The organism is Williamsia sp. Y721 (assembly GCF_059683565.1).
On the sequence record NZ_JCASNH010000002.1, the window covers coordinates 1,107,982 to 1,131,385 of the forward strand.

The following is a 23,404-nucleotide window of genomic DNA, read 5'->3' on the forward strand; positions in this document are numbered from 1 at the left end:
CGTATCCCGGTGCGGGGGCTTGGTGCATTTTCCGGCGACAGTCCGGTCAGTTCTTCCGAAGCATCAGGACGAGATTGCTGCCCAACAACTCTCGTACCAGCGGTACCCGCATCACCCACCACATCCGGCCGGGCAGGTAGCGCGGGAACGCGGCGAGCAGGGTGGCCTGCTCGGCCGGAACCGACCGGGCCCAGCGCAGGCCGTCGGCCGCGGTGACCTTGAACAGCGACGTGCCGTAGAGGTTCTTCGGGGGATGCCCGTGTTTGCGGGTGTACCGGCGAGCTGCCCGCGCTCCGCCGAAATAGTGGGTCAGACCCATCTCGTGGCCGCCGAACGGGCCGTACCAGAGTGTGTAGCTCAGCAGCACCAGTCCGCCGGGTTTGGTGACCCGGAGCATCTCCTGCGCCATCGTCCACGGATCACGCACGTGTTCGGCCACGTTCGACGAGTAGCAGATGTCGACACTGTCGTCGAAGATCGGCAACGCCATGCCCGAGCCCCGGACACTGGCCCGCTGGGGGAGCCCGGCCGCGTGCATCTCCGTGGGGTCCGGTTCGACCGATACGTAATCGGCGCCGCGTGATCGGAAGACCTCGGCAAAGTAACCGGGGCCGCCGCCGACATCGAGCACGGTCAGTCCATCGAGTCCGGCGTGGTTGACGTCCTGATGCAGAGCTTCGATGAGCTCGACGGAGTCGTCGGCGAGTGCACCGTAGAACCGGTCCGGATCGGGCTGTTCGTACCGGAAATGATTCAGCAGAGCAGCCGACCGCGGCAACGTTGCCCGCTTCTGCGCTCGGGAAGTGGCAGCGTTCACCGGCCAAAGGATACGGGTGGTGGGTTGCCGGGCGTGGCCGCTACCCTGTCTTGAAGTGAAAACCAACGACGACAGCACACCTGTTGCACCTCTGCGTGAGGTGCTGTTGCTGTGTTGGCGCGACAGCGACCATCCGCAGGGTGGGGGCAGTGAGCGCTACCTGGAACGGGTCGGCGCCGAACTGGCCGGTCGCGGCGTGAAGGTGACGCTGCGGACCGCGGGCTATCCGGGGGCTCCGGCCACCGAGTCGCGGGCCGGGATGACGGTGTCGCGGGGTGGTGGGCGCCTGAGTGTGTACCCGAGCGCGATGGCGGCGATCCTGGCCGCACGTATCGGCCGTGGCCCGCTGGCCGGGATCAACCCTGACGTGGTGATCGACACCCAGAACGGGATCCCGTTCTTCGCGCGCCTGGTGAGCCGGGCGCCGGTTGTGGTGCTGGTGCATCACTGCCACAAGCGGCAGTGGCCGGTGGCCGGTGCGCTGATGGGCAAGGTCGGCTGGTTCATCGAGTCGTGGTTGTCGCCGCGGGTCCATCGTGACGCGCAATATCTGACGGTCTCCCTGCCGTCGGCGGAAGATCTGGTGTCGATGGGTGTGGACGCCGACCGGGTGGCCGTGGTGCGTGCCGGAACCGATCCGTCGCCCGTTGCCGTGCCTGATGATCAGGTCGACACCGATGCGCGCCGCCTCTGTGTGTTGTCGCGGTTGGTGCCGCACAAGCAGATCGAACACGCCCTCCAGGTGATGGCCCGGATCTCGGTGACCCACCCCGACGTGATGCTGGATGTGATCGGCGACGGATGGTGGTCGGAAGAACTGCGGGCCAAGGCATCCGAACTCGGTATCGACGATCGGGTGGTGTTCCACGGACATGTCAGCGAGGAGCGCAAGCATCAACTCCTGGCCGGCGCCGCGGTGCACCTGATGCCCTCGCGCACCGAGGGCTGGGGTCTGGCGGTGATCGAGGCCGCCGGATACGGCGTCCCGACCATCGGCTACCGGTCGTCGCGTGGTCTGACGGACTCTGTCGTCGATGGCGTCACCGGGGTGCTGGTCGACGACATCGACGAACTCGGCACTGTGACAAAGCGATTACTCGACGAACCGGCGTGGTGCCACGATCTCGGCAACAAGGCGCGCGAGCGCGCAGGCGGATACTCGTGGGCGGCGGCCGCAGCCGGTGTCGATCAGGTACTCGCCGCGGCAGTGGCAGGCAAGCCGATCTCCGGACTCGTCAAAGATTGAGTGCCGCTCCGGGTTTGCAGTTGAAGCTCGGGATGTCTTCGAGTGAGAGTGTCGCCTCGTAGGTGCGCTTGTATCCGGTGGCGCAGATCTTCCAGCCCTGCGCGGTCCGACGGTACCGGTCGCTGTAGAAGGCCGCGCCGAACAGCATGAAGTTGAAGTCGGCCACGATGACCCGATCTTGTAGGTACCACTGACCGGTCGCCTCGTCGCCGTCCACCGTGATCTCCGGGTGATCGGCGCGATGTTCGGTGATCACCGCCGGCCCTACCGAGGATCGCATGAAATCCACCAGGGTGGTGCGGTCACTGAACGACAGGCTCTCGCCGTATTCGCCGGTGACATCGTCGGTGAGGGTGCTTTCGAAGTCGTCCCACGCCTTGGTGTCCAGTGCCCGCAGGTAGCGGTACTTGACCTGCTTGATGGCTTCGATGTCGTTCACTGGCTGACCTTCTTCCGGCGGCTTGATCGGTGCGCCCATTGCAACACAATCACCACAAAGCCATTGGCGATCAGCACAATCCACAACAGGTGGGCACTCCAGACCAGTAGCCGGTCCACGGTCGAGGCGGAGAACGTCCGGGGATTGTCGATCCGGTAGAGCTGCAGGTCGGAACCGGAGAAGACCTCGGTCGCAGCGGCCAGTGTCCGCTGCGCCGCTGCGTCGGCGTCGAGTTGCCCCTCGACGAGCACCCATCCGACACCGAGTTCTGCGAGTTCCTCGGGTGGGGCACCCGCTCGCAACGCCGATTCCGCGTCGGTGGCCCGCGACTCGGTGCGGTCGACAACCGCGCCGCCGACGACCAGTTCGCCGGTCTGCAACACGTCGGCGCGTAGCAGCCGGGGCGCGGGGTCGAGCGAGACGTGGCCGGTGAAGTCGTAGAGCCGGTTCATGCCGGTCGGCAGCAGCAGTACGTCACCCTCGTCGGCTCCGATGAGGTCGGCGACCTGCTGCCAATCGTCGGGATAGGTGCTCACGCTGAGCTTGTTGCCCACGCCCCACGCGAGGTCGGGCAGCGGTGCGATGATGAGCACTGCGACCACCACCGCCGCGAAAGCCCGTGGGACCCATCGGCCCAACGCCTGTACCGCTGCCGCTGCGGCCAACGCATAGAAGGGCACGGCCAGGGCAACCCACTTCTGGGTGTCGCGGAGCAATCCCGCGCCCGGAACGGTGTCGACCGCCCACTCCAAAACCGCAAAACCCGGATCCGTCGCGGCCAGGCTGATCAACACGATCGACGTCACGGCGAGCCAGGCAGCGCCTGACACCACCGGATTACGCCGACGGCGATACAGCGTCGGTAGCCCTGCGGCGACGACGATCAACAGCAGTGCCGTGGCAACCGCGGCCCAGGCGGAGGTACGGCTGGCCGGAACCGCGTCGGCATTCCAGATACCGCCGAGCCCCAGCACCGAACCCACCGTGCCCAAGCCGGGTTCGGCTCGGGCGGCGAACACCGATACCGATCCCGGATCGGCTGTGGCAGTGCCGGATCCCAGTAGCGACGCCATGATCCAGGGCAATGCCGAGCAGACCCACAGTGCCAGTGCCACCGCCCCGGTTCGCAGAGCACGCCGACCCGGGTCACCGATCGCGGTGGGGACCACCAACGCCGCCACGAGGGTGAACAGGGCGAGCATCGAGCCGGTGGGCGTCAGCCCCGCAACGGCCAGCCAGGCGACAAGCATCGACCAGCCGGTGAAATCTGCGCGACGACGAACCCGGTTGGCGCACAGAAAGATCCAGCCCACCGCCGCGTAGCCGAATAGTAAGCTCCAGTGTCCCTGCAGAAGGCGTTCTGCGACATAGGGATTCCAGACGGCAATCGTGGTGCCGACCAGCATGCCGGGCAGACCTGCCCCCGGCAGCGCAAGCCGCACCAGCCGGCCGTAGCCGACGCCGGCAAGTACCAGTGCCAGCGTGGTCAGCACCTTCACGACGATCCCGCCGTCGACCACGTGGGAGACCATCGCGATGAACCAGTCCTGCGGCACCGCGCGCGGGGCACCGACACCGAGACCCATCGTCGAATCGGTGAGATGGGAACGGGGCGTGCTCACCATGTCCGCGATCAACAGGTAGCCGGGTCGGAAGCTGGGTGCGGTGATCGCCAGCGAAAGCGTGGCGCTGGTCAGCCACAGCGTGATCCAGTGCCGGCGGGTCATGAACGGACCCTAACGGACCCATGAGCGGACACCGGATCGGGTGACACCAGATCAGGACGGGGGCAGTACCCGGGCCAATCGGGTCACCGCCTCGCCGATCATCGGAGCCGGTGTCTCGCCATAGGTGAGACGCAGATGGGAGTGATCGAACCCGGCCGGGAACCAGGGGGTTCCCTCGCCGACCAGGACACCCTCGGCGTACGCGGCGGCCGCGACGTCGCGATCGTCGATGCCTGCGGGCAGACGGACCCACAGGTGGATGCCGCCATGGGGGACGGCGGGAATGCCGACATGCGGGATCAGCCGGGTCATGGCCGCGACCAGGGCGTCCCGGCGCTGCCCGAGAGTGCGGCGGACCAGCTGATTGTGCCGCGGCCAGGCCGGAGAATTCAGGAACTCGACGGCGGTCTCCTGGATCGGGCCCGAGACGTAGAAGTCGTCGAGGGTCTTCGCCGCCCGCAGCCGGGCCAGCGCCGGACCCCGGGCACACAGTGCGGCAACCCGTAAGCCCGGTCCCACCGGTTTGGACAGTGAACGGACATGCACCACATGGCCGCCCCGATCCGCGCTGATCAGCGGCGGCGGTGGCTCGTGGTCGATGCCCAGGTAGCGGGCGTAGTCGTCCTCCAGGACAAACAGTGAATGTTGTTGTGCCAGGGCCAGAACGTCCTCGCGCCGGGATCGGGACAGCGTGACACCACTGGGATTGGCAAAGGCGGGCTGCAGCACCACAAGTCGGCTGCCGGTGCGTTCGATGGCGTCGGCGAGAAGGTCGGTCCGTATCCCGTCGGCGTCGGTCGGCACCGGGATCACCTCGGCGCCGTGGCTGCGCGCGATGGCGATCGTGCCGGTGTACGTGGGGCTTTCGACGATGACGGGTTCACCGGGACGGACCAGTGCGCGGATGGCGACCGACAACGCGCTCTGCCCGCCCGCGGTCACGATCACCTCGGAGGCGTGCACGCCGTCGATCTCGGAGGCGAACCATCGGCGTAGGTCTTCGCTGCCCTCGATCGGATAACGGCCCCAGCTCGGGGTTCGTTTGATCGCCCGGGCCATCGCGGCGTCGAGCGCGGCGCGGGGGAGCAGCTCGTCGTCGAGATATCCGCCTTTGAGACGGATGACGTCGGAGCCGGGGATGCGCCATAGGTCGAGCGTCCGCGTCAGTTCCGGTGGGATGCGGCTGCCGAGCACCGATTCCTGCCAGGAGGTGTCGGCGGGAGCGCGCGGTGGTGAGGCGGCGGCCACGAATGAACCGGCGCCGGGGCGCACGTCGACCAGACCTTCAACAGCCAGTTCGCGGAGCACCCGCTGCACCGAGTTGGGAGAGACTCGATGTTCCTGCTGCAGTGACCGCACCGAGGGCAACTGTGTGCCGGGGCCGCTACCGGCGATCAGCGTGCGCAGACTATCGCGAAGTACTGATACTCCGCTATCGTTGAACATGAGAACCAAGGATAACAGTCCGGCAGATATGGCGATATCGGATAACGCACGCCGACCTGGCGTTCTCCCGGCCGGAGTGCTGCTCGGCGGTCTGGGTGTTCTGGCCTTCAGTTTCTCGTTACCTGCCAACAAACTTGCGGTTGCCGGCATGGACGCGTTCACCGTGACCGCGCTGCGCGCGGCCCTCGCCGGACTACTGGCGTTGGCCTATCTGTTCTGTGTGCGGGCGTCCGTGCCGGGTCGCCGCGATCTGGCCGCGCTGGTCTGCTCGGGTCTGGGCGTGGTGGTCGGGTTCCCGCTCTTCTCATCGCTGGCACTGGAACGTATGGATTCGGCCACCGGCGCGGTCATCATCGGCCTGCTGCCCGCGCTCACCGCGGTATTTGCCGCGCTCCTGGGTGGTGAACGTTTGCCGTGGCTGTTCTGGTCGGCCACCGGTGCCGGCGTGCTCGTCTTGATCACCTATCTTCTCGCGACCAGTCCATCTGGCCTGGCCGGATTCGCTCTGGGCTGGGGTCACCTGTGGATGTTCCTGGCCGCCGTCAGCGCCGGATTCGGGTATGCGGTCGGTGGGTCGGTGGCCAAGCGGATCGGTGGCGCGCAGAGCATCTCGTGGTCGCTGGTCCTGTTGTTGCCGTTGTCGATACCCGTCGCGCTCGTCGCGGTGATGAGCGCATCGATCTCGCTGACGACGTCCGTCGTCGCCGGGATGGTCTACATCACGGTGATCTCGCAGTTCCTCGGATTCTTCGCCTGGTACGGCGGTCTGGCCCGTGGCGGCATCGCCCGGATCGGGCAGATCCAGCAGATCCAGCCCCTCCTGACGATCGTGTGGTCGGCATTGCTGCTCGGCGAGCGACTCGACGCCTGGATCTACCTGGTCGCAGTCGTGCTGAGTCTGCTCGTCTGGATCGCCCAGCGGGCCCGGCTGCGGACCACGGCTCGACCGCAAATTCGCGCCACTTACCTGCGTTCGCGCCCGTTGCAACCGGCGCGTATGCAGGCAGGTGGCGCGAATTCCTCCGAAGAGGTATGAGACCAGCCCTTCGTCGCGGGTCGAGGTGGTCCTGAGAGACTGAACGCCATGGCGAATCGGATGGCTGGTGTCGGGGGTGTTGCGGTCGGCACGATGGTCGCCAACATCTGCGGATACCTCATCCACCTGCCTGCTGCCCGCTGGCTGACCGAGAGCGACTACGGCGAGTTCGCGGTCCTGCTCCAGGCGATGCTGATCCTCGGTGTCCCGGCGTTGGCACTGCAGGTGGTGATCGCCCGGGAAGTGGTGCGGGGCCGGGCAACTGCCGATCTGGTCTCGATCACGCTGCGGACCACCGCCGCGGTGCTGATCGCAGCTGTGATCGCGGTTCCGGTGATGATGGCGATCGCCGATACCGGACTTGCCGCCACCATCGCCGCGTTCGCCACCGCCCCGCTGCTGGTCCTGATCGCCGCCGGCCAGGGGATTCTGCAGGGGCGGCAACACTTCTCGATCTTGTCCTGGGTGCTGGCCGCGGTGGGCATCTTGCGGACCGTGCCGGGCATCGTGATCCTGGCGGCCGGTGGTGGCGCTGCCGGAGCGCTGACCGCCACCGCCGGTGGCGCCGCGCTCGCCGCCGCGGGGGTCTGGTTTGCGGTGACGCGGACCGACGCGGTCCCGGCATCACCTGGCGAGTCGGCCCAGGCGCTGGCACTGAGCATGGTGCTGCGGGCCTCCCAGGTACAGCTGGTCCTCATCGCACTGTCGTCCGCCGACCTGCTGCTGTCCCGGCCGGTGCTCGGGGAGCAGGATGCCGGGGTCTATGCCTTCGGAACCATCGCGACCAAAGCTGCATTCTGGCTACCGCAGGCGATCGGGGTGGTGCTGTTCCCGCAGTTCGCCGATTCCGCGAAGTCCCGCGACGCGTTGAAGACCGCGGTCATCTGGCTGGCCGGGATCGGCGCGGTGGTGGTGGCAGGCGCCGCCATCTGCGCGCCACTGGTCCCGGTCCTCGTCGGCGACGAGTACCGCCCGGTGGTCCCGATTCTGTGGGTGTTCGCGCTCACCGGGAGCGCCCTGTCGATTCTGCAGGTGGGTCTGCTCGCCGCCATCGCCGCCGACCGCACCCTGGTGGCCGCGTTGAGCTGGGTGGTCCTGCTGGCAGAGATCGTGATCATCGTGGTGTGGGCCCACAGCATCACCACGCTGGCGGTGACCGCCGCGGCCTGCGCGGTGGCCGGGACCGCTCTCACCTTTGCTGCGCTCGTAACCCATCGGAGGATCGGCGCTAGTCGTACTGTTGATGCATGAGCATTCGACTCGGTTATCAAATCCCCAATTTCACCTACCCCGGTGGCGTCGACGAATTGTTCCCGACGGTCATCGCGCAGGCCCAGGAAGCCGAAAGTGCCGGTTTCGACACGGTTTTGGTGATGGACCATTTTTACCAATTGCCGGGTATCGGAGATCCGGACGAACCCATGCTCGAGGCGTACACCACCCTGGGTGCCCTGGCGACCGCAACGTCGAAGGTCAATCTGTCGACCCTGGTCACCGGCAACACCTATCGCAATCCGGCGATGCTCGCCAAGACGATCACCACGCTCGACGTGATCAGCGGCGGCCGCGCGATCCTCGGAATCGGTGCCGGCTGGTACGAACTCGAGCACCACGAGATGGGTTACGAGTTCGGCACGTTCACCGAGCGGTTCGAGCGTCTCGAAGAGGCACTGCAGATCATCGAGCCGATGCTGCGCGGCGACAAGCCCGAACTCGACGGCAAGTGGTACCAGGCCCACGGCACCCGCAACCACCCACAACTACGTACCGACCTGCCGATCATGCTCGGTGGTGGTGGCGAGAAGAAGACGTTCGGGCTGGCGGCGCGCTATGCCCAGCACCTGAACATCATTGCGGCTGCAGATGAACTACCGCGCAAACTGGAGGCGCTGGCCAAGCGCTGCGAAGAGGTCGGCCGTGATCGCAGCACGCTCAAGACGAGCTTTTTGGCGACCGTGATCCTCGACCCGGACGGCGACAAGGCCCGCGAGTCCCTCGTCGACATGATGAAAGCCCGCGGACTCGACGCCGAAGATGTCGGCGCCGAAAAGTGGGCCGAGGCCACGGACCGGTTCTTTGTCGGCTCACCCGAAGAAGTCGCCGTGCAGATCAAGACCCGGGTGCTCGAGGTCGGCATCGACGGCATCACCATCAACATGATCTCCAACGGACATGTCCCGGGGATGATCACCCTGGCGGGGAACGCGTTGTCCCCCTTGGTGAACTGAGCTTCCCGCAAAACCACACGGCCGCGTCATTTCCAGCAGCTACAACAGCTGGAGATGACGCGGCCGTGTGGTTTTGTCTCAGGAGCGGCGGGGCGGGGACCAGTCGGTGAACCCGTCACCGTCGTCCCGCACGACCGGGATCTGCCGGGTCTGATCCGGATCGTAGGGCTGCTGTTCGTACTGCTGCTCCGGGTACGTCGATTGCGGGTATGTGGAATCGCCGGGGCCGGGCTGATAGGGCTGATCACCTGAATCGGTGGGTCCGTCAGTTGCCACGGCCGGCTTCGGGCCACCGCCGGAACGGAACAGGAGCCACACGCCCAGCGCGAGCAGGACAGCGCCGATGATGCCGAAGATGATCGGGATCCAGCGGCCCCACAGTGTGATCGGATCGCTCAAACTCTTTGCGTCCGAAGCCAATTCCTCTTGGGTGGCCTGGTCGTACGAGAACACGACGTCCAGCGCGGTAAGGCGGTAGTCGAGCATTTCCTTCGGCGAATCATCGCTCACGTTCAGCTTGAAGTCCTGCCGAATATGTTGCTGCTCATTGAGAATCGTGCCGCTGGCCGGGTCGACGTAGAGGTCGCGGGTGCTGGACTGCACCAGCGAGGCAGGCAACTTGTCATTGTTGCGGTAGTCCGGGAATCCGCCGTACCAACCCGCCGTCTGATCGAGGGACGTACCGGGCAGCTGCTGGTCATTGGCATCGACGAGCGTGCTCAAGTCGACTTCCGGAACCTCCTGGGTGAAGTGGTAGGTCTTCACGCCGTGGATCTCGGTCTTGTCGTCGACGTAGGTCAGCGGGTTGGTGGTCCGGGTTGTCAGATCGAAGTACTGATACTTGTCGCTCTTCTCGACACCGAACGGGAATCGGTACTGCAGGCCGGTGCGATCGGGGAGGCTGACGCTGTTGTCGCTGGCGTCGACCTTGACCTCGGATTGTCCGCCGCCGGAGATCGCCGGTTCGGCAGTCTCCCGGTTGGTGGTGACGAGGTCGCGCGTCGCGGTCAGCAACGAGGACATGCAACCGCCGGCACCACCGGCCGCGGACGGGGTGATCGTCTCGTCGCCGCTGGTGTACGAGTCGATCCTGGTCGACTGGCCGGCCTGGAACGTGGCGATGTTGCTGTCGGCCGGATCGACCACGATCACACGCTGCTGCTGCGTGAGACGGGCGTCCGAGACCTCCGCACGAGCCTCGTCGACCGAACAGCTGTTGAAGATCTTGGCCGGTTGGGAGTCACTTCCGGACACCGTGGGCTGCGGCTGGCTCGTCGCGACACTGGTGATGTCGAGGTCCATCGGGGTCTTCTTGAGCGTGTCGACAAAATAGAGCGGCAGCGCGATGGCGGCCACCAGCAACAATGCTCCGAAGAAGATCGCGACCGGACCGGCGAGGTCCTTGGCTGACATCCGTGGCTGAGGTGCCATCCGGCGGTTCTCCTTCAGATCTGAGCGGCAACGCTTACGGCACAGCGAGACTAACAGTCGCGGACTTGACCTTCAGTGCCTCGAAGCCCCGGTCGCCGGTGCGCCGGGTACTTTGGGCTCATCATGAGCTCTTCGCGGCCGGTCGCCGGTTTCAACAGAGCACTCGAAGGCATGCGTGCACTCGCCGCCGTCGGTGTCATCGTCACGCACGTCGCTTTCCAGACCGGCTCGGTGGACGGAAGCGTGTTGGGAGCGGTCTGGGGCCGGTTCGACATGGCGGTGGCCCTGTTCTTCGCGCTCTCGGGCTATCTCCTGTGGCGTCCGCATGCCGAGGCCGCCCGGGACCCGCACCGGAAGGTGGCCTCGACCTGGCGATATCTGCGGCACCGGGTGGTCCGGATCTGGCCCGCCTACGTGGTGGTCGTGGTGGTGGTCCTGTGCCTGCTGCCCGATGCGCGGCCGGCGAGTTTCACCGTCTGGATCGCCAACCTGACGCTGACCCAGGTCTACGTGCCGTTGACACTGACCGCAGGCCTCACCCAGATGTGGAGCCTGTCGGTGGAGGTCAGCTTCTATCTGGCATTGCCGTTGATCGCCTGGTTGATGGTGCGTCTGCGCGGGGGTTCGGCGCGATGGCGGATCCCGGTGCTCGTGAGTACCGGAGTGATCGCTCTGGGCTGGGCCTGGGTCGCCGATGCGCTGCCACTGGCTGCCGGGGTGGAGGCCAAGAACTGGCTGCCGGGGCACCTGCCGTGGTTCGTGTGCGGTCTGGTCCTGGCCGAATTGGGAACAACGAGTGCGGTCGGGCTCCGCGGGCGACTCGTACGCCTGGGTGGTCGGCAGTGGCTGATGGCCGGTGTGGCCGCGGTGGCCTTCGCGCTCTCGTGCACAGAACTCGCCGGACCGACCGGGCTGGCTCCGCTCGAGCCATGGCAGTTCGCGGTCAAGATGGTGTTGGGCGTCATCATCGGGTTCGCGTTGATCGCCCCCCTGACGTTGAATCCCGCCCGGAGCCACCGGTTCCTGGACTCGGCGCCGATGCAGGCGCTGGGCCGATGGTCGTACTCCATCTTCATCTGGCACCTGGTGGTGCTCGCCTGGGTCTTTCCCCTGGGCGGGATCGTCCCGTTCTCCGGGTCCATGTTCGTCGTGTTCACACTGACCGTGCTGTTGACCATCGGGGTGTCGGCGGCCAGTTACGCCTGGATCGAGGAGCCGACCCGGCAGTGGTTGCGCGACAGTGAGGCTCGGGCGGCACTGGCACAATCCCAGCGCAAGGCGCTACCGGCGCAGCCGGGACGTCAGGCGGATCAGCCATCGCGGCACGTCGATCGCGAGCCACGCGACCAATACGACCGCCAGCAGAGCCGGTAGCTGAACCCACCAGTCCCAGCCGGTGTAACCCAGCGACGACCGCCACGGGCCCGAAGCCAGACCAAAGGTCGCGAGCAACATCATGATGGCGACAAGGGCCGCACCGTTGTTCCGCCGTCGTGGACGGCGCACACGTAGCGTCGACGCGGTCGCCGCGGCGGCGACAACGGTCGAGATGCCCAGCCCGATCGGCCCGGTCAGCAGGTAGACGGCACCGGCCAGAAGCAATGGAGCCGCAACGCCTGCCCGGATGGGCTGCGCCACAGCTGGGACGAGCGCTGGCGAATTCGGCGCGGGTCGGCGACGGATCGGCAGCAGCGTGGCGACGAAGAGCAGCGCGACAAGCGCCAGGCCGATCCCGATCGACCACCGATATGGCTGATCGAGCGGGAACGTCAGCGAGATGGCGCCTGCGTACCCGGCCGGGATGATCCAGCCCTGTTGCCAGCCGTTGACGGTCAGCGGCTTGAGCGTGATGTCGCCTGCCTGCGCCTCCCACCCGGAATTCTCGCTCTCGGGAACGATCAGGACGCGCTCTTCGGATGCGGCGGTCACCTCGACCCGACGATCGGTTGCGTCCCAGCGGGTGACGGTGGTGGGCTGCGGGACGGCGCGCGGGATCTGCGCGCCCGTTGCGGTCAGCGTCACCGCCGAGACCGAGAACGCGTCGCCGGGGTTGACCGCGAGCTCCTGTTCACCGGCCGGGAGTGCCAACGCCGCAGAACCGCAGAGTGTGGCCGGGATCGGCGCGCCGGACCGCAGCGCTGCCGCGGTGGTCCTCACCGAGAAGCGCGCGGCGGACCCGGCGATGGTCAGTCCGGGGCCCTCGAAGCAATCGACCACGATCGGCCGGTCCGGGTCTGCCTGGGGTATGTCGGTGCCCAGGACCTCGACCTCTGCGATGCCGGTCGGGGCCAGGTCGGCGAATCCGAGGCTGTTCGCGTCGAGGGTCTCCTGCTTCTCCAGGATCACGATGGTGATCGCGGAGGTCTCATGGGGATCGAGCCGGATGACGCCGTCGTCGCCGACCTCCCGAACCTGCCGCCCGTTGCCGAGGTCGACGCCGACCAGTAGCGGATCGGCGGGGAATTGCCGGGGTGGCACGGTGATCTTCAGGCCGTCGACGACCTGCGGTGTGGGCAATTGCAAACGAAGCGTGGGGTCGGCGTCGCCGCTCTCGCCGGTGCGGGCGATCCAGCTGGTACCCGGGTCGCCGTCGACGGCGGCAGAGGATCCACCGCGTGGATCGACGATGGACGATTCGCCGGTCGCGGTGATCTCGGTGGGGTCGGAGAGCAAGGCGGTCAATGCTTCTGACGGCCGGGCGGTGACCGTCACCGACGGTTCGACCGATACCGGGGACGGGACCGACAGCACCCGGCCGAAGGTGCCCGGCTCTTCGGTGGGCAGGCTCAGCGAATCCGAACAGACCGTCACATCGCCGTCGGGGACGCAGGCCGCGCGGCCGGGTAGTTCGGGTCCGAGATCCCATTGTGAGACCTGTTGTCCGGCAATTAACTCCGGGAGAACGATGCGGTGACGGATCGGGAGCACCCGATCGGCCGCGGCATCGCGCAACTCGACCTCGGAGATCACGAATTGATTTCCGGCAGTGTGGTTCTCGGTGTCGACGGCACGGATCTGAATCCATCGGGTCGGCCCGCTCGGCGGCACGACTCTGGTCACGGTTCCGGGTGAGACCCCGGAGGCGACGGTGCTGCCGGCTTCAGTGGTGATCAGTAGCGTGGAGACGCCCGGACCCAGGGCTGTGCCCAGCGTGATGTCGAGGGCGAGTCGCTCGCGGGGCTCGGTGAAGTCGAGTTGTAGCCACTGTCCAACCGCGGAGTCCAGGCCGCGGCTGACCCAGCTGGTGTTCGGATTCTGGTCGAAGGCGGCGGCGGGTGAGCTGCCAGGGGAGCTCTGCCCCAATTGTGTTGCATCGGAGGCCGATCCGGATGCGCTGACCGAAAGTTGATCGGGCTGGCCGTCGAGCAGCCATTCGCCTTGCACCAGGGGCTGACCGTCGACCGAATAGTCGGCAACGGCGTTCTGTGTCAGACGGGGATCGTCGGGGGTACGGATGCCGGAGCTGTGGTCGTCGACGCGGCCGAAGTCGACCTCCCGGTTGGTGGGGGTGTCGGTGACGACCATCGGAACCTCGGGCAGGCCTGCCTCCTGCGCATCGGACTGCAGGACAACCGGACCCAGAGGCGGCTCGTCGGCGATCGCCGCGTTGTTCTGAAGCTGGGCAAGGGATTCGGGGCCGCCGGAAACGCGCGGCATCGAGTCCGAGGGGACGGTTGCGGCCCGGGTACCCGGGAATGCGACGCTCGAGTCGACTTCGAAGATCTGGATCGCGGGCAGTTTCGGTCGCAGGCCGCTGTCGGACACGATGTCGTCGTCGATGGTGGCGGCGCCGACCTCCGGGCCGAAGGTCGCCACCGGGGTCATGCCGGGCGATCCGGCAATTGCGTGCTGCGCCAACACCGGACGGGCCGAACGGGAGGTGGACGGATCGAGGTCGGCCCGCACGACCACGTACGAGATCCCCTGCTGCGCCAGGGTTGCGGCCAGACCGGGCATCGGCCTGCCCGCGGCGATCGCCCGCTGCACCGAATCCAGCGCCCGGATTGCGCCCGGTGGGGTCAGTGGGATGGCGTCGCGGACGGCCCAGGGCTCGTCGGCGAGCACCTGCAACGGCTCGTCGCGGGTCAACCCCCAGGTCTGGTTGGCAAATGGTGATCCCGGAACCACCAGGGCACGACGGTTTTCGTCGGCGCCGTTGTCGTCGAGCCAGTCGGCCGTGTCTTTCCAGTACGACGGGATGGCGCTGTAACTGCCCGGTGCGGCGAGCGATCGGGTCCAGACCATCGAACCGGCAGCGAGCAAGGCAACCAGAAGCACCACCGCGGCCGCGACCGGCTTCGACCGCTCGGGGTGCGCGAACGCCACCCGCATGCCACGCCATCCGACGGTCTGCGGGGTCGGGACCCGGGCCAGCAGGTGCGCGATACCCAAGGCCAGCGGGATCCTGATCAGCGGTTCCCACTTGTGGACGTTGCGTAGCGGAGCACCGGCGCCGTCCAGGAAGGTGCGGACCGATTCACCGATGGGCGATCCGAGTTGCCCCGGGTAGCCGAGGCAGATCAGCAGCAGTCCGATGAGCAGGATGACGGTCAGACGTCCGCGGGCAGGCATCGCCCGCATCGCAAGTCCGGTGAGTCCGGCGGCGGCCAGGACCCCCGTCGCGACGACTGCGGCGGGCTGCGAGACGAGACCGGCTCCGGCGACCCGTTCCGGTGAGACAAATGGGGTCCAGGCGCTGGTGCCGCGGAGGACCTCGGTCAGTGACACCCATTCGGTTGTCACACGGGATGATTCGATGAAATCCAGGAACGGGGGACTGACCCGCGACAGGATGAGAAGCGGTACGACCCACCAGAGGCAGGCCATCACGCTGCCGAGCAGCCACCACAGTCCGAAACGCCACCAGCGCGCGGCGTTGGTGCGCAACGGTGTGTGCAACAGCCACCAGATGATGGCCACCGACGCCGCCGCCAGGGTCGCCACTGCATTGACCGCGCCCATCAGGGCGAGGGCACAGGCGGATTCGAAGGCCACGCGACGTGGCGTTTTCGTCGGAACCGCTTGATTGAGTGCCATCACCACCGGGGCGAGGACCCACGGCGCCAGCATCATCGGCAGTGTCTCGGAAGAGATCGAGCCGATGGTGGTCAGGACACGGGGGCTGGTCACGAAGACGAGGGCCGCAAAAATCCGGGACCACCGCGAGCCGACCCCGAGCGCGTCCGCGAGGCGCACGAACCCCACGAAACCGGCCCAGAGCAGCAGTGCCCACCACAGCCGTTGGGTGACCCAGGCCGGCAGCGACAGCAGATCGCCGAGAGCAAAAAATGCGCCGTGGGGAAAGAAGTATCCGTAGGCCTGGTTCTGTACCTGCCCGAGAGGTGCAATCGACGACCACAGATGCGCCGCCCGGCCGAGGAATCCGAGTGGATCTCCGGTCAGGTCGAGCTTGGTGTCAGCCGATATCAGGCCAGGGGACTGGAGGAACGACGCGAACAGCGCCACGAGAGCTGCATACAGCAGTCCTCGTTTGGTCAGTTTGTGACTCCGGCGTTGTCGCGGGTGCCGTAGTCGACAGTTCCCTCGACAAAGCCGTTTTCTGCGTTGAAGCTGTTCACATCAGTGGCCGGCGAATCTTCGGACGACAGCACGCCGCCAAGGAAGACAGCGGCAATGGCAAATACAACGCCCAGAACTCCGGCGACAGCGCCCGCAATCAGGCGGTTGTTCATCATGTGTGCGAAGTTACCATCCTGGCCTTGGACCTTCGCAGCGCCCGTGCATCTTCGTTCCGCCGATCGCATCCGGCCGGGACCACCAGTACCGGGCGATGGCAATGCTTGAGGACGTGCTCGGACACACTGCTGTGCAGTAGGGCCCGCAGTCCGGAGGCGCCGCTGGTGCCGGTGACAAGGATGTCGACCTCGAGTGTGTCGGCGGCGTCGACGAGTGCGGCCCAGACGGTCGAGTCGACCTCGGCGAGGCGGCCCTGCGCCTGCAGGCCGGCGGCGATGGCGCGCTGGACGCCCTGGGTGTTCCGGTCGCGGGCCTCGTCGTGGAGTGCGTCGTCGATGCCCTGATCGACCACGGAGTGCAACACGGGCTGCATACCGCCCGAGAGTGCCGAGAGCCGTGCGCTCTGGTGTACGCCCGACTCCCAGGCGGTCACCACGAACGCCATGTGTGACTGCAGGAATCTGCCTGCGTAGTCGATCGCCCGATTTGAGTTCTCGCTGCCGTCGTAGGCGATCATGATCGTGTCTTGTCCGGTACGTCCCGGTTTCACGTTGGTTTGCTGCCCGGACATGGTTGCCTCCTGTGCAAGGTCCTCCGCTGTCGAGGATACCGCCTGAATGTAACGGACATCACACAGCAATACCGTGCAAGACTCGGTTTATGTATGTCGAACGCCGCCCCCGCCGTGCCCTGGCCGCCCTGACGATCACCGTCGGGCTGATGGTGGCCGCCTGTAGCGGGTCGGACGACAAACCCGAGGAGCTCCTGAGCTCGGATTCCGGGACGTCGCCGACGAGTGCGGTCGCGCCCCCGGCGACGTCGGGAACGCCGATGGTGACCCCGGAGGCCTGCGGGGCATCCGAGCTCGAGTCCATGCCGCTGCGTCGCAAGCTGGCCCAGTTGCTGATGGTCGGTGTCACCGGCACCGACGATGCGGTGAACGTGGTCACCACAGAACAGATCGGCGGGGTATTCATCGGTAGTTGGACCGACTTGTCGATTCTTCCCGGCGGCGTCGGCGCGATGCAGCAGGCCGCGGACTTCCCGGTGATGGTCTCGGTGGATCAGGAGGGTGGCCGGGTCTCGCGGCTGTCGTCGCTCGGCATCGATTTCCCCTCGGCCCGCGAGATGGCACAGACGATGACCCCGGCGCAGGTTCAGGAGCTGGCGACAACTCAGGGGCAGGCGATGAGTGAACTGGGCATCACGGTCGACTACGCCCCGGTGGTCGACGTCAGTGCGCAGTCAGCGAACGAGGTGATCGGCGACCGCTCGTTCAGCGACGACCCGGAGACGGTGACCATCTACGCCGAGGCGTTCGCGCAGGGACTGAAGGACGCGGGCATCATGCCGGTGTTCAAACACTTCCCCGGCCACGGCAGCGGTTCGGGCGACTCGCACACCGGCACCGTGGCCACACCGCCGCTCGCGGAGCTCCAGACCACCGATCTGGTGCCCTACCGCACCCTGGTCACGGATCCGGGGGCCGGTGTGATGATGGGACACCTCATCGTCCCTGGGCTGACCGGACCGGACACCCCGGCCAGCATCAGCCCGGCCGCGATCTCGCTGCTGCGTGACGGTACCGGTTATGGCGCACCACCTTTCGAGGGACCGATCTTCACCGACGATCTGTCGGGGATGGCGGCGATCTCGGCGAAGTACGGCATCGAGAAGGCGGCCACGTTGGCGTTGTCGGCAGGCGCGGACATCGCCCTGTGGCTCTCGACGAACGACGTCCCGGCAGTCCTGGACACGTTGACCGCGGCGGTCGACAGTGGTGAGCTCTCGGCAGATCAGGTGGACAACTCGGTGGTCCGGGTGTTGCGCGCCAAGGGTGTCCTCGACTGTTGAGACCGGGCGTGCGCCTGACCGCGAATGAACTTACCGGCTGGTAAGGTGGTCGGGATCAGAAGGTCTAAGAAAGTTGGTGTCGTGGCCGGAGGAACCAAACGCTTGCCGCGCGCCGTCCGCGAGCAGCAGATGCTCGACGCCGCGGTGCACGTCTTCGCCGCAAACGGTTTCCGAGAGACGTCGATGGATGCGATTGCCGCCGAGGCGGACATCAGCAAACCGATGCTCTATCTCTATTACGGCTCCAAAGATGAACTCTTCGGCGCTTGCATCAATCGTGAGGGTGCCCGGTTCATCGAAGCGATGACCGCCGGCTTCGATCCGAATCTGAAGCAGCACGATCAAGCCCGCACGGTCATCTACGACTTTTTGCACTATGTTCACAACAACCGCGAGTCGTGGCGGGTGCTCTATCGGCTGGCCACCGGGCAGGCCAAGTTCGCCGGTCTTGTCGCCGCGAGCCGGGCTCGGCTGATCGAGATGGTCGCCGACCTTCTCCGCCGCGGCACCACCGTCCCGCATCCCAGTGACACCGATTTCGAACTCATGGCCGTGGCGCTCGTCGGCGCCGGTGAGGCCGTGGCCGACCGGATCTCCGAAGGCGACATCGACCTAGACTCAGCCGCCGACCTGATGGTCTCGATGGGCTGGCGCGGCCTCGCCGGAGACCGCCCCTAACCCCCCGCGAGCCCAAAGTGGTGGGTTTTGGTGAGTCTCACCTGGGGAAATGCTCACCAAAACCCACCAATTTCGGTACCTAGCGGAGGGTGGCGGTGAGGTGTGGGTAGCCCTTTTTCGGGTTCAGGACCGAAATGTCGAAGCCGCTCTCTGACCGTTTGGTGTAGACGTTCACCTTCGCAGGCAGGATCAGGGGCTTGCCGAACTTCACGTTGTAGGTGACCCGGTCGGCGAGTTGGCCCTCGGTGTTCGCCACCACCCGCGCCGCCGTCCACATCCCGTGGGCGATGGCCCGCGGGAATCCGAAGGCCTTGGCGCTCAGGTTGCCGGTGTGGATCGGGTTCCGGTCGCCACTGGCCGCGGCGTATTTCCGGATCAGGCCCAGGTTGGCCACCAGGGTGGCGTCCGGCGGCGGTGGCCGGTGCTCGGCCGGTGCCGGTGGACGCGGACCATCGGACAGGCTGGTGTGCTGCTGGCTCAGGAACGTCGCGGTCTGTCGGGTGACCAGTTCATTGCCCACCGAGAACTCGGAGATGACGTCGACGAGCATGCCCTTGCGATGCTCCCGCAGGTTCTCCGCGTGGGTCTCGATGGTCAGTGGCTCACGGACGTTGATCGGGCGGAACCGCTCGATGTTGTTCTCCATGTGCACCGAACCGATTGCGGTCAACGGAAAGTCCTTGGCCACAAGGAGTTTCATCACGAGCGGGAACTGCAATACGAACGGAAAGGTCAGCGGCAGGGTGTCGCCGTATTGCTGACCGGTGCACGCGCAGTAGTCGCGCAGCTGGTCGAGGTCGACCTTCACGTCCGGTAACCGCAGCGTGGTGTCGGGCAGAACGGCATCAGCGGACACCCGGCCGGACTTGCCGACCACCGGGAGCATGGCGGTCACGGCCCGGCGATAGATATCGCCGGTGGATGGGAACTCATGCAGGGTAACGGTATTCGGCATCTCAGGCTCCCAGCATGCTCTGACCGCAGACGCGAACCACGTTGCCGGTGACAGCGCTCGACGCCGGGTTGGCGAAGTAGGCCACCGTCTCGGCGACGTCGACGGTCTGCCCGCCCTGCTGCAGCGAGCTGATCCGGCGTCCCACCTCGCGGGTGGCCAGTGGGATCGCGGCGGTCATCGCGGTCTCGATGAATCCGGGGGCCACGGCGTTGATCGTGATCTTCTTCTCGGCCAGGATCGGTGCGTAGGTGTCCACCAGGCCGATGACACCGGCCTTGGAGGTGCCGTAGTTGGTCTGGCCGCGGTTGCCCGCGATACCGGCGATCGACGACACGTCGATGACCGAGCCGCCTTCGCGCAACGCGCCGGCTTCCAGGAGATCGTCGACAAGCTTTTGTGGCGCAATGAGATTGACACCGATGACCGAGCTCCAGCGTGCGTCGTCCATGTTGGCGAGCAACTTGTCGCGGGTGATGCCTGCGTTGTTGACGATGATGTCGAGGCCGCCGTGGCGCGCCAGCACATGCTCGGCGATCCGCTTGCCCGCATCGTCGGCGGTGACGTCGAGCGGCAGCGATGTGCCGCCGACCTTGTTCGCGGTTTGCGAGAGGGCATCACCAGCGGCCGGGATGTCGGCGGCGATGACGTGGGCGCCGTCGCGGGCGAGGACCTCGGCGATCGTGGCGCCGATGCCACGGGCGGCTCCGGTCACCAGCGCGACCTTGCCCTGCAACGGCTTGTCCCAGCTGGCCGGGGCGACGGCGTCCTTCTCATCGACCCGGATGACCTGGGCGTCGACGAACGCGGACTTGGCGGAGAGCAGGAAGCGCAGTGTCGACTCGAGCCCGGACAGTCCGGTCTTGGCATCGGGCGAGACATAGACGAGCTGGGCGGTCGAGCCCTTGCGCAGCTCTTTGCCAAGCGAACGGGTGAAGCCTTCCAGGGCTCGCTGGGCGATGTGCTCGTCGGGTGTCTTCGCCAGTTCGGGGGTGGTGCCGATGACCACGAACCGGGCGCAGCTTCCGCTGGCGCGCATCGCCGGACCGAAGAACTCGAAGAGCAGCGACAGCTCGGACGACTTGGTGATCCCGGTGGCGTCGAGGACCACGGCGCCGAGCTTGTCGGCTCCCCGGCCTGCGGTGTTGTTCGTGATCAGCTCGTAGCCGCTGTCCGGGTCGCCGAGGATCTCGCGCAGCGGCTCGATCAGCCGGCCGTTTCCGCCGAGTAGGACCGGACCGGTGAGTGCCGGTTCGCCTGCACGGTATCGACGCAGGTGGGGTGGTTGTGGCAAGCCGATCTTTCCGGCGAGGAATGACCCCGGGCCGGAGTTCACAAACGTCGAATACAGGTCGGTGGTTCCGTTGGAAGGCACGTGCACTCCTTGGTGTCAGACGGCATCGGTGTTGTTTGCGCCACCCGATCGGGGGTAACCCCCGGGGCGGAGTCGACAACGAACTTACTCGGGAGTAAGAATACGCCATAAGAGCCATCCACAACTTGGGAGATCCGCAGTGGCAACGAACAACGGTGCAACGAACAACGGGGCGAGCAACGGCTCCGCAGATACCAGTGGTGCCGGCGCCACATCACGGAAGGCCCGCAGCGTGCGGCCGGTGGCGATCGTCGGCGGCAATCGGATCCCGTTTGCCCGTCAGGACGGCGCCTACGCCAAGGCGAGCAACCAGGACATGTTCACCGCAACGCTGAACGGGCTGGTCAGCCGCTTCAACCTGCAGGGTCAGCGTCTCGGCATGGTTGCAGGCGGAGCCGTGCTCAAACACTCCCGCGACTTCAACCTGATCCGGGAATCCGTCCTGGGATCGGCCCTGTCGCCGTACACGCCGGCGTTCGACCTGCAGCAGGCCTGCGGTACCGGACTACAGGCGATCTCGGCGGTGGCCGACGGCATCGCCACCGGCAAGTTCGACGCCGGTATCGGTGGCGGTGTCGACACCACATCGGATGCCCCGATCGGGGTCTCCGAGAGCATGCGACAGGCGATGCTGGCCGTGAACCGGGCCCGCAGCACGGGCGCACGGCTCAAGGCGATCGCCAAGCTCCCGACCTCACTCGGTATCGAGATCCCGCGCAACGGGGAACCCCGCACCGGGATGTCGATGGGCGACCACGCCGCGATCACGGCCAAAGAATTCGGCATCAAGCGCGAAGACCAGGACGAACTCGCCGCGGCCAGCCATCAGAAGATGGCCGCCGCCTACGACCGCGGGTTCTTCGACGACCTGATCACGCCGTTCCAGGGCCTGACCCGCGATCAGAACCTGCGTCCGGGCAGCACCGTGGAGAAGCTGGCCACCCTCAAGCCCGTGTTCGGGGTCTCGCTCGGTGACGCGACCATGACGGCGGGCAACTCCACCCCATTGACCGACGGCGCCTCGGTGGTGCTGCTGAGCACCGACGAGTGGGCCGCACAGCAGAAGCTGCCGGTACTGGCACACCTGGTCGACGTCGAGACGGCTGCGGTCGACTACGTCAACGGCCCCGACGGCCTGCTGATGGCCCCGACCTACGCCATCCCGCGTCTGCTCGAGCGCAACGGCCTGACCCTGCAGGACTTCGATTTCTACGAGATCCACGAGGCATTCGCCTCGGTGGTGCTGTGCACGCTGGCCGCCTTCGAGTCCGACGAGTACTGCAAGGAGCGCCTTGGTCTGGACGGCGCGCTGGGCAGCATCGACCGGTCGAAGCTGAACGTCAACGGCTCGTCGCTGGCCGCGGGTCACCCGTTCGCCGCCACCGGCGGCCGGATCGTGGCCCAGGCTGCCAAGCAGATCAGCGAGAACGGTGGCGGTCGCGCCCTCATCTCGATCTGCGCCGCCGGCGGACAGGGCGTCACGGCCATCATCGAGGCCTGAAATCCCGTAGTCAGACGCCCGCGAGCGGGTCTTTGAGAATTGCTCGACGACTGTGTAACGCCTCACAGAACCCCGGCGATGAACCTGATGACTCCGGTTGAGCTACATGACCCCCGACCCTGTAGCTCAACCGGCGTCGCTTTATCCCGAGCGTTCAGCGCGGGGTCAGGAGATCGGGTTCATCACGGACGCGATCTCGTGTTCGCCTTGCGCACAACGGCATTCCGGTTGGCGGGCGGCCTCACCGATCGCTGCGGTCAGCACGTCCCGCATCAGGCTCAGCCCCTCCTGGAAGACGGCGAACACCTGTGAGGCCATCACTCCTTCGCCGGCCACCACGCCCGCGTCGGTGTCGGTGACCAAGGCGACCGCGGCGTAACACATCTGTAGTTCACGGGCCAGCACCGCTTCGGGCTGACCGGTCATGTTGATCAGGGTGAATCCCTGGCCCGCGTACGCCCGGCTCTCGGCCCGCGTCGAGAAGCGCGGCCCCTGGACCACGACCATCGTTCCGTCGACAACGGCTTCGGGTGCGGCGGTGGCCACTGCCTGGCGCAACGCCGGGCAGTAGGGGTCGGCGAATGCGACGTGGACGGCAGGTCCGTCGAAGAAGGTCTGCGCCCGGCCGGAGGTGCGGTCCACGAGTTGGTCGGGGATCACCATGGTCCCGGGTTCCAGCTCGGGGTCCAGCCCACCGACCGCGCAGGGCGCGAAGATCCGGCGTACACCCACCGACCGCAGAGCCCACGCGTTGGCCCGGTACGGAACGGTGTGCGGTGCGTATTCGTGGGACAGGCCGTGCCTGGGTAGAAATGCCACCGGCACGCCGTCCACATCACCGATGGTGACCGCGGCGCTCGGATCGCCGTACGGGGTGTCGACAATGACTTGCCGAGCACCGGGTTCGAAGAACGAATAGAAGCCGGATCCGCCGATGATCCCGATCCGTGGCTGAGTGTCTGCGTCCATGAATCCAA

At 66.5% G+C, this 23,404-nt stretch carries 19 protein-coding genes; 8 read left to right on the plus strand and 11 right to left on the minus strand.

Features of this window, described 5'->3' with window-relative positions; all coding sequences use genetic code 11:
• Positions 1-46 precede the first annotated feature (46 nt).
• Positions 47-817, minus strand: a complete 771-nt coding sequence (locus tag AC56PL_RS13955; RefSeq protein WP_495514262.1) for a methyltransferase domain-containing protein — start codon at positions 815-817, stop codon at positions 47-49.
• A gap of 91 nt (positions 818-908) precedes the next feature.
• Between AC56PL_RS13955 and AC56PL_RS13960 the strand changes: the two genes are divergently transcribed.
• Entirely contained in the window at positions 909-2,063 is a 1,155-nt protein-coding gene (locus tag AC56PL_RS13960; RefSeq protein WP_497154308.1) for a glycosyltransferase family 4 protein, read from the plus strand.
• On the opposite strand, the gene AC56PL_RS13965 is transcribed toward AC56PL_RS13960, so the two are convergent.
• Genes AC56PL_RS13965 through AC56PL_RS13975 form a run of 3 tightly spaced genes read right to left on the minus strand, consistent with a single transcriptional unit; the run spans position 2,053 to position 5,675 of the window.
• On the minus strand, positions 2,053-2,502 hold the full coding sequence (locus AC56PL_RS13965) for a nuclear transport factor 2 family protein (protein ID WP_495514263.1): 450 nt from the start codon (positions 2,500-2,502) through the stop codon (positions 2,053-2,055). The two genes, AC56PL_RS13960 and AC56PL_RS13965, sit on opposite strands and share 11 nt — an antisense overlap.
• Positions 2,499-4,229 (minus strand): MmpA family trehalose lipid delivery protein, encoded by a 1,731-nt coding sequence (locus AC56PL_RS13970; RefSeq protein WP_497154191.1) that lies wholly within the window; start codon positions 4,227-4,229, stop codon positions 2,499-2,501. The genes AC56PL_RS13965 and AC56PL_RS13970 overlap by 4 nt, the downstream gene beginning before the upstream one ends.
• Positions 4,230-4,280: 51 nt before the next feature.
• A complete protein-coding gene (locus tag AC56PL_RS13975) occupies positions 4,281-5,675 on the minus strand; it encodes an aminotransferase-like domain-containing protein (protein ID WP_497154192.1) in 1,395 nt (464 codons plus the stop codon).
• Between AC56PL_RS13975 and AC56PL_RS13980 the strand changes: the two genes are divergently transcribed.
• The 3 genes from AC56PL_RS13980 to AC56PL_RS13990 are packed head-to-tail and all read left to right on the plus strand — an operon-like array spanning position 5,674 to position 8,939.
• Positions 5,674-6,711, plus strand: a complete 1,038-nt coding sequence (locus AC56PL_RS13980) for a DMT family transporter (RefSeq protein ID WP_497154193.1) — start codon at positions 5,674-5,676, stop codon at positions 6,709-6,711. The two genes, AC56PL_RS13975 and AC56PL_RS13980, sit on opposite strands and share 2 nt — an antisense overlap.
• A 48-nt stretch (positions 6,712-6,759) precedes the next feature.
• On the plus strand, positions 6,760-7,962 hold the full coding sequence (locus tag AC56PL_RS13985) for a lipopolysaccharide biosynthesis protein (protein WP_497154194.1): 1,203 nt from the start codon (positions 6,760-6,762) through the stop codon (positions 7,960-7,962).
• Positions 7,959-8,939, plus strand: a complete 981-nt coding sequence (locus AC56PL_RS13990) for an LLM class F420-dependent oxidoreductase (protein WP_497154195.1) — start codon at positions 7,959-7,961, stop codon at positions 8,937-8,939. Before AC56PL_RS13985 ends, AC56PL_RS13990 begins: the two co-directional genes overlap by 4 nt.
• 78 nt (positions 8,940-9,017) lie before the next feature.
• Here the strand turns inward: AC56PL_RS13990 and pgfA are convergent, their stop codons facing one another.
• Positions 9,018-10,370 carry a cell envelope lipid trafficking protein PgfA gene (pgfA, locus tag AC56PL_RS13995; protein ID WP_495514269.1) on the minus strand — a complete coding sequence of 451 codons (1,353 nt, stop codon included), beginning with the start codon at positions 10,368-10,370 and terminating at the stop codon, positions 9,018-9,020.
• 123 nt (positions 10,371-10,493) lie between these two features.
• Here pgfA and AC56PL_RS14000 point away from each other — a divergent pair, with 123 nt between their 5' ends.
• Positions 10,494-11,744, plus strand: a complete 1,251-nt coding sequence (locus tag AC56PL_RS14000; RefSeq protein WP_497154196.1) for an acyltransferase family protein — start codon at positions 10,494-10,496, stop codon at positions 11,742-11,744.
• Here the strand turns inward: AC56PL_RS14000 and AC56PL_RS14005 are convergent.
• Genes AC56PL_RS14005 through AC56PL_RS14015 form a run of 3 tightly spaced genes read right to left on the minus strand, consistent with a single transcriptional unit; the run spans position 11,652 to position 16,638 of the window.
• On the minus strand, positions 11,652-15,836 hold the full coding sequence (locus AC56PL_RS14005) for an alpha-(1->3)-arabinofuranosyltransferase domain-containing protein (RefSeq protein ID WP_497154197.1): 4,185 nt from the start codon (positions 15,834-15,836) through the stop codon (positions 11,652-11,654). The two genes, AC56PL_RS14000 and AC56PL_RS14005, sit on opposite strands and share 93 nt — an antisense overlap.
• A 29-nt stretch (positions 15,837-15,865) precedes the next feature.
• Entirely contained in the window at positions 15,866-16,066 is a 201-nt protein-coding gene (locus AC56PL_RS14010; protein ID WP_482136125.1) for a DUF2613 domain-containing protein, read from the minus strand.
• Positions 16,063-16,638 (minus strand): universal stress protein, encoded by a 576-nt coding sequence (locus tag AC56PL_RS14015; RefSeq protein WP_497154198.1) that lies wholly within the window; start codon positions 16,636-16,638, stop codon positions 16,063-16,065. Before AC56PL_RS14015 ends, AC56PL_RS14010 begins: the two co-directional genes overlap by 4 nt.
• Before the next feature lie 89 nt (positions 16,639-16,727).
• Between AC56PL_RS14015 and AC56PL_RS14020 the strand changes: the two genes are divergently transcribed.
• Together AC56PL_RS14020 and AC56PL_RS14025 are read left to right on the plus strand one after the other, a co-directional pair.
• A complete protein-coding gene (locus AC56PL_RS14020) occupies positions 16,728-17,921 on the plus strand; it encodes a glycoside hydrolase family 3 N-terminal domain-containing protein (protein ID WP_497154199.1) in 1,194 nt (397 codons plus the stop codon).
• Positions 17,922-18,002: 81 nt separating this feature from the next.
• Positions 18,003-18,599, plus strand: coding sequence for a TetR/AcrR family transcriptional regulator (locus AC56PL_RS14025; protein WP_482136122.1), 597 nt, complete (start codon positions 18,003-18,005; stop codon positions 18,597-18,599).
• 79 nt (positions 18,600-18,678) lie between these two features.
• Here the strand turns inward: AC56PL_RS14025 and AC56PL_RS14030 are convergent, their stop codons facing one another.
• A complete protein-coding gene (locus tag AC56PL_RS14030; protein WP_495514274.1) occupies positions 18,679-19,554 on the minus strand; it encodes a MaoC/PaaZ C-terminal domain-containing protein in 876 nt (291 codons plus the stop codon).
• A 1-nt stretch (position 19,555) separates the two neighbouring features.
• Positions 19,556-20,926: a 3-oxoacyl-ACP reductase gene (locus AC56PL_RS14035; protein WP_495514275.1), complete on the minus strand. Its 1,371-nt coding sequence runs from the start codon at positions 20,924-20,926 to the stop codon at positions 19,556-19,558.
• Positions 20,927-21,065: 139 nt separating this feature from the next.
• Between AC56PL_RS14035 and AC56PL_RS14040 the strand changes: the two genes are divergently transcribed.
• Positions 21,066-22,427: an acetyl-CoA C-acetyltransferase gene (locus tag AC56PL_RS14040; protein ID WP_495514276.1), complete on the plus strand. Its 1,362-nt coding sequence runs from the start codon at positions 21,066-21,068 to the stop codon at positions 22,425-22,427.
• Positions 22,428-22,592: 165 nt separating this feature from the next.
• Here the strand turns inward: AC56PL_RS14040 and AC56PL_RS14045 are convergent, their stop codons facing one another.
• On the minus strand, positions 22,593-23,396 hold the full coding sequence (locus tag AC56PL_RS14045) for an S-methyl-5'-thioadenosine phosphorylase (RefSeq protein ID WP_495514277.1): 804 nt from the start codon (positions 23,394-23,396) through the stop codon (positions 22,593-22,595).
• Between the last annotated feature and the right edge of the window lie 8 nt (positions 23,397-23,404).

Bases quoted from the DNA above. Each gene is read 5' to 3' on its own strand.
- AC56PL_RS13970 (WP_497154191.1), bottom strand. From the start codon at position 4,229: ATGACCCGCCGGCACTGGATCACGCTGTGGCTGACCAGCGCCACGCTT.
- AC56PL_RS13980 (WP_497154193.1), top strand. From the start codon at position 5,674: ATGAGAACCAAGGATAACAGTCCGGCAGATATGGCGATATCGGATAAC.
- AC56PL_RS13975 (WP_497154192.1), bottom strand. From the start codon at position 5,675: ATGTTCAACGATAGCGGAGTATCAGTACTTCGCGATAGTCTGCGCACG.
- AC56PL_RS13985 (WP_497154194.1), top strand. From the start codon at position 6,760: ATGGCGAATCGGATGGCTGGTGTCGGGGGTGTTGCGGTCGGCACGATG.
- AC56PL_RS13990 (WP_497154195.1), top strand. From the start codon at position 7,959: ATGAGCATTCGACTCGGTTATCAAATCCCCAATTTCACCTACCCCGGT.
- pgfA (WP_495514269.1), bottom strand. From the start codon at position 10,370: ATGGCACCTCAGCCACGGATGTCAGCCAAGGACCTCGCCGGTCCGGTC.
- AC56PL_RS14000 (WP_497154196.1), top strand. From the start codon at position 10,494: ATGAGCTCTTCGCGGCCGGTCGCCGGTTTCAACAGAGCACTCGAAGGC.
- AC56PL_RS14010 (WP_482136125.1), bottom strand. From the start codon at position 16,066: ATGATGAACAACCGCCTGATTGCGGGCGCTGTCGCCGGAGTTCTGGGC.
- AC56PL_RS14015 (WP_497154198.1), bottom strand. From the start codon at position 16,638: ATGTCCGGGCAGCAAACCAACGTGAAACCGGGACGTACCGGACAAGAC.
- AC56PL_RS14020 (WP_497154199.1), top strand. From the start codon at position 16,728: ATGTATGTCGAACGCCGCCCCCGCCGTGCCCTGGCCGCCCTGACGATC.
- AC56PL_RS14030 (WP_495514274.1), bottom strand. From the start codon at position 19,554: ATGCCGAATACCGTTACCCTGCATGAGTTCCCATCCACCGGCGATATC.
- AC56PL_RS14045 (WP_495514277.1), bottom strand. From the start codon at position 23,396: ATGGACGCAGACACTCAGCCACGGATCGGGATCATCGGCGGATCCGGC.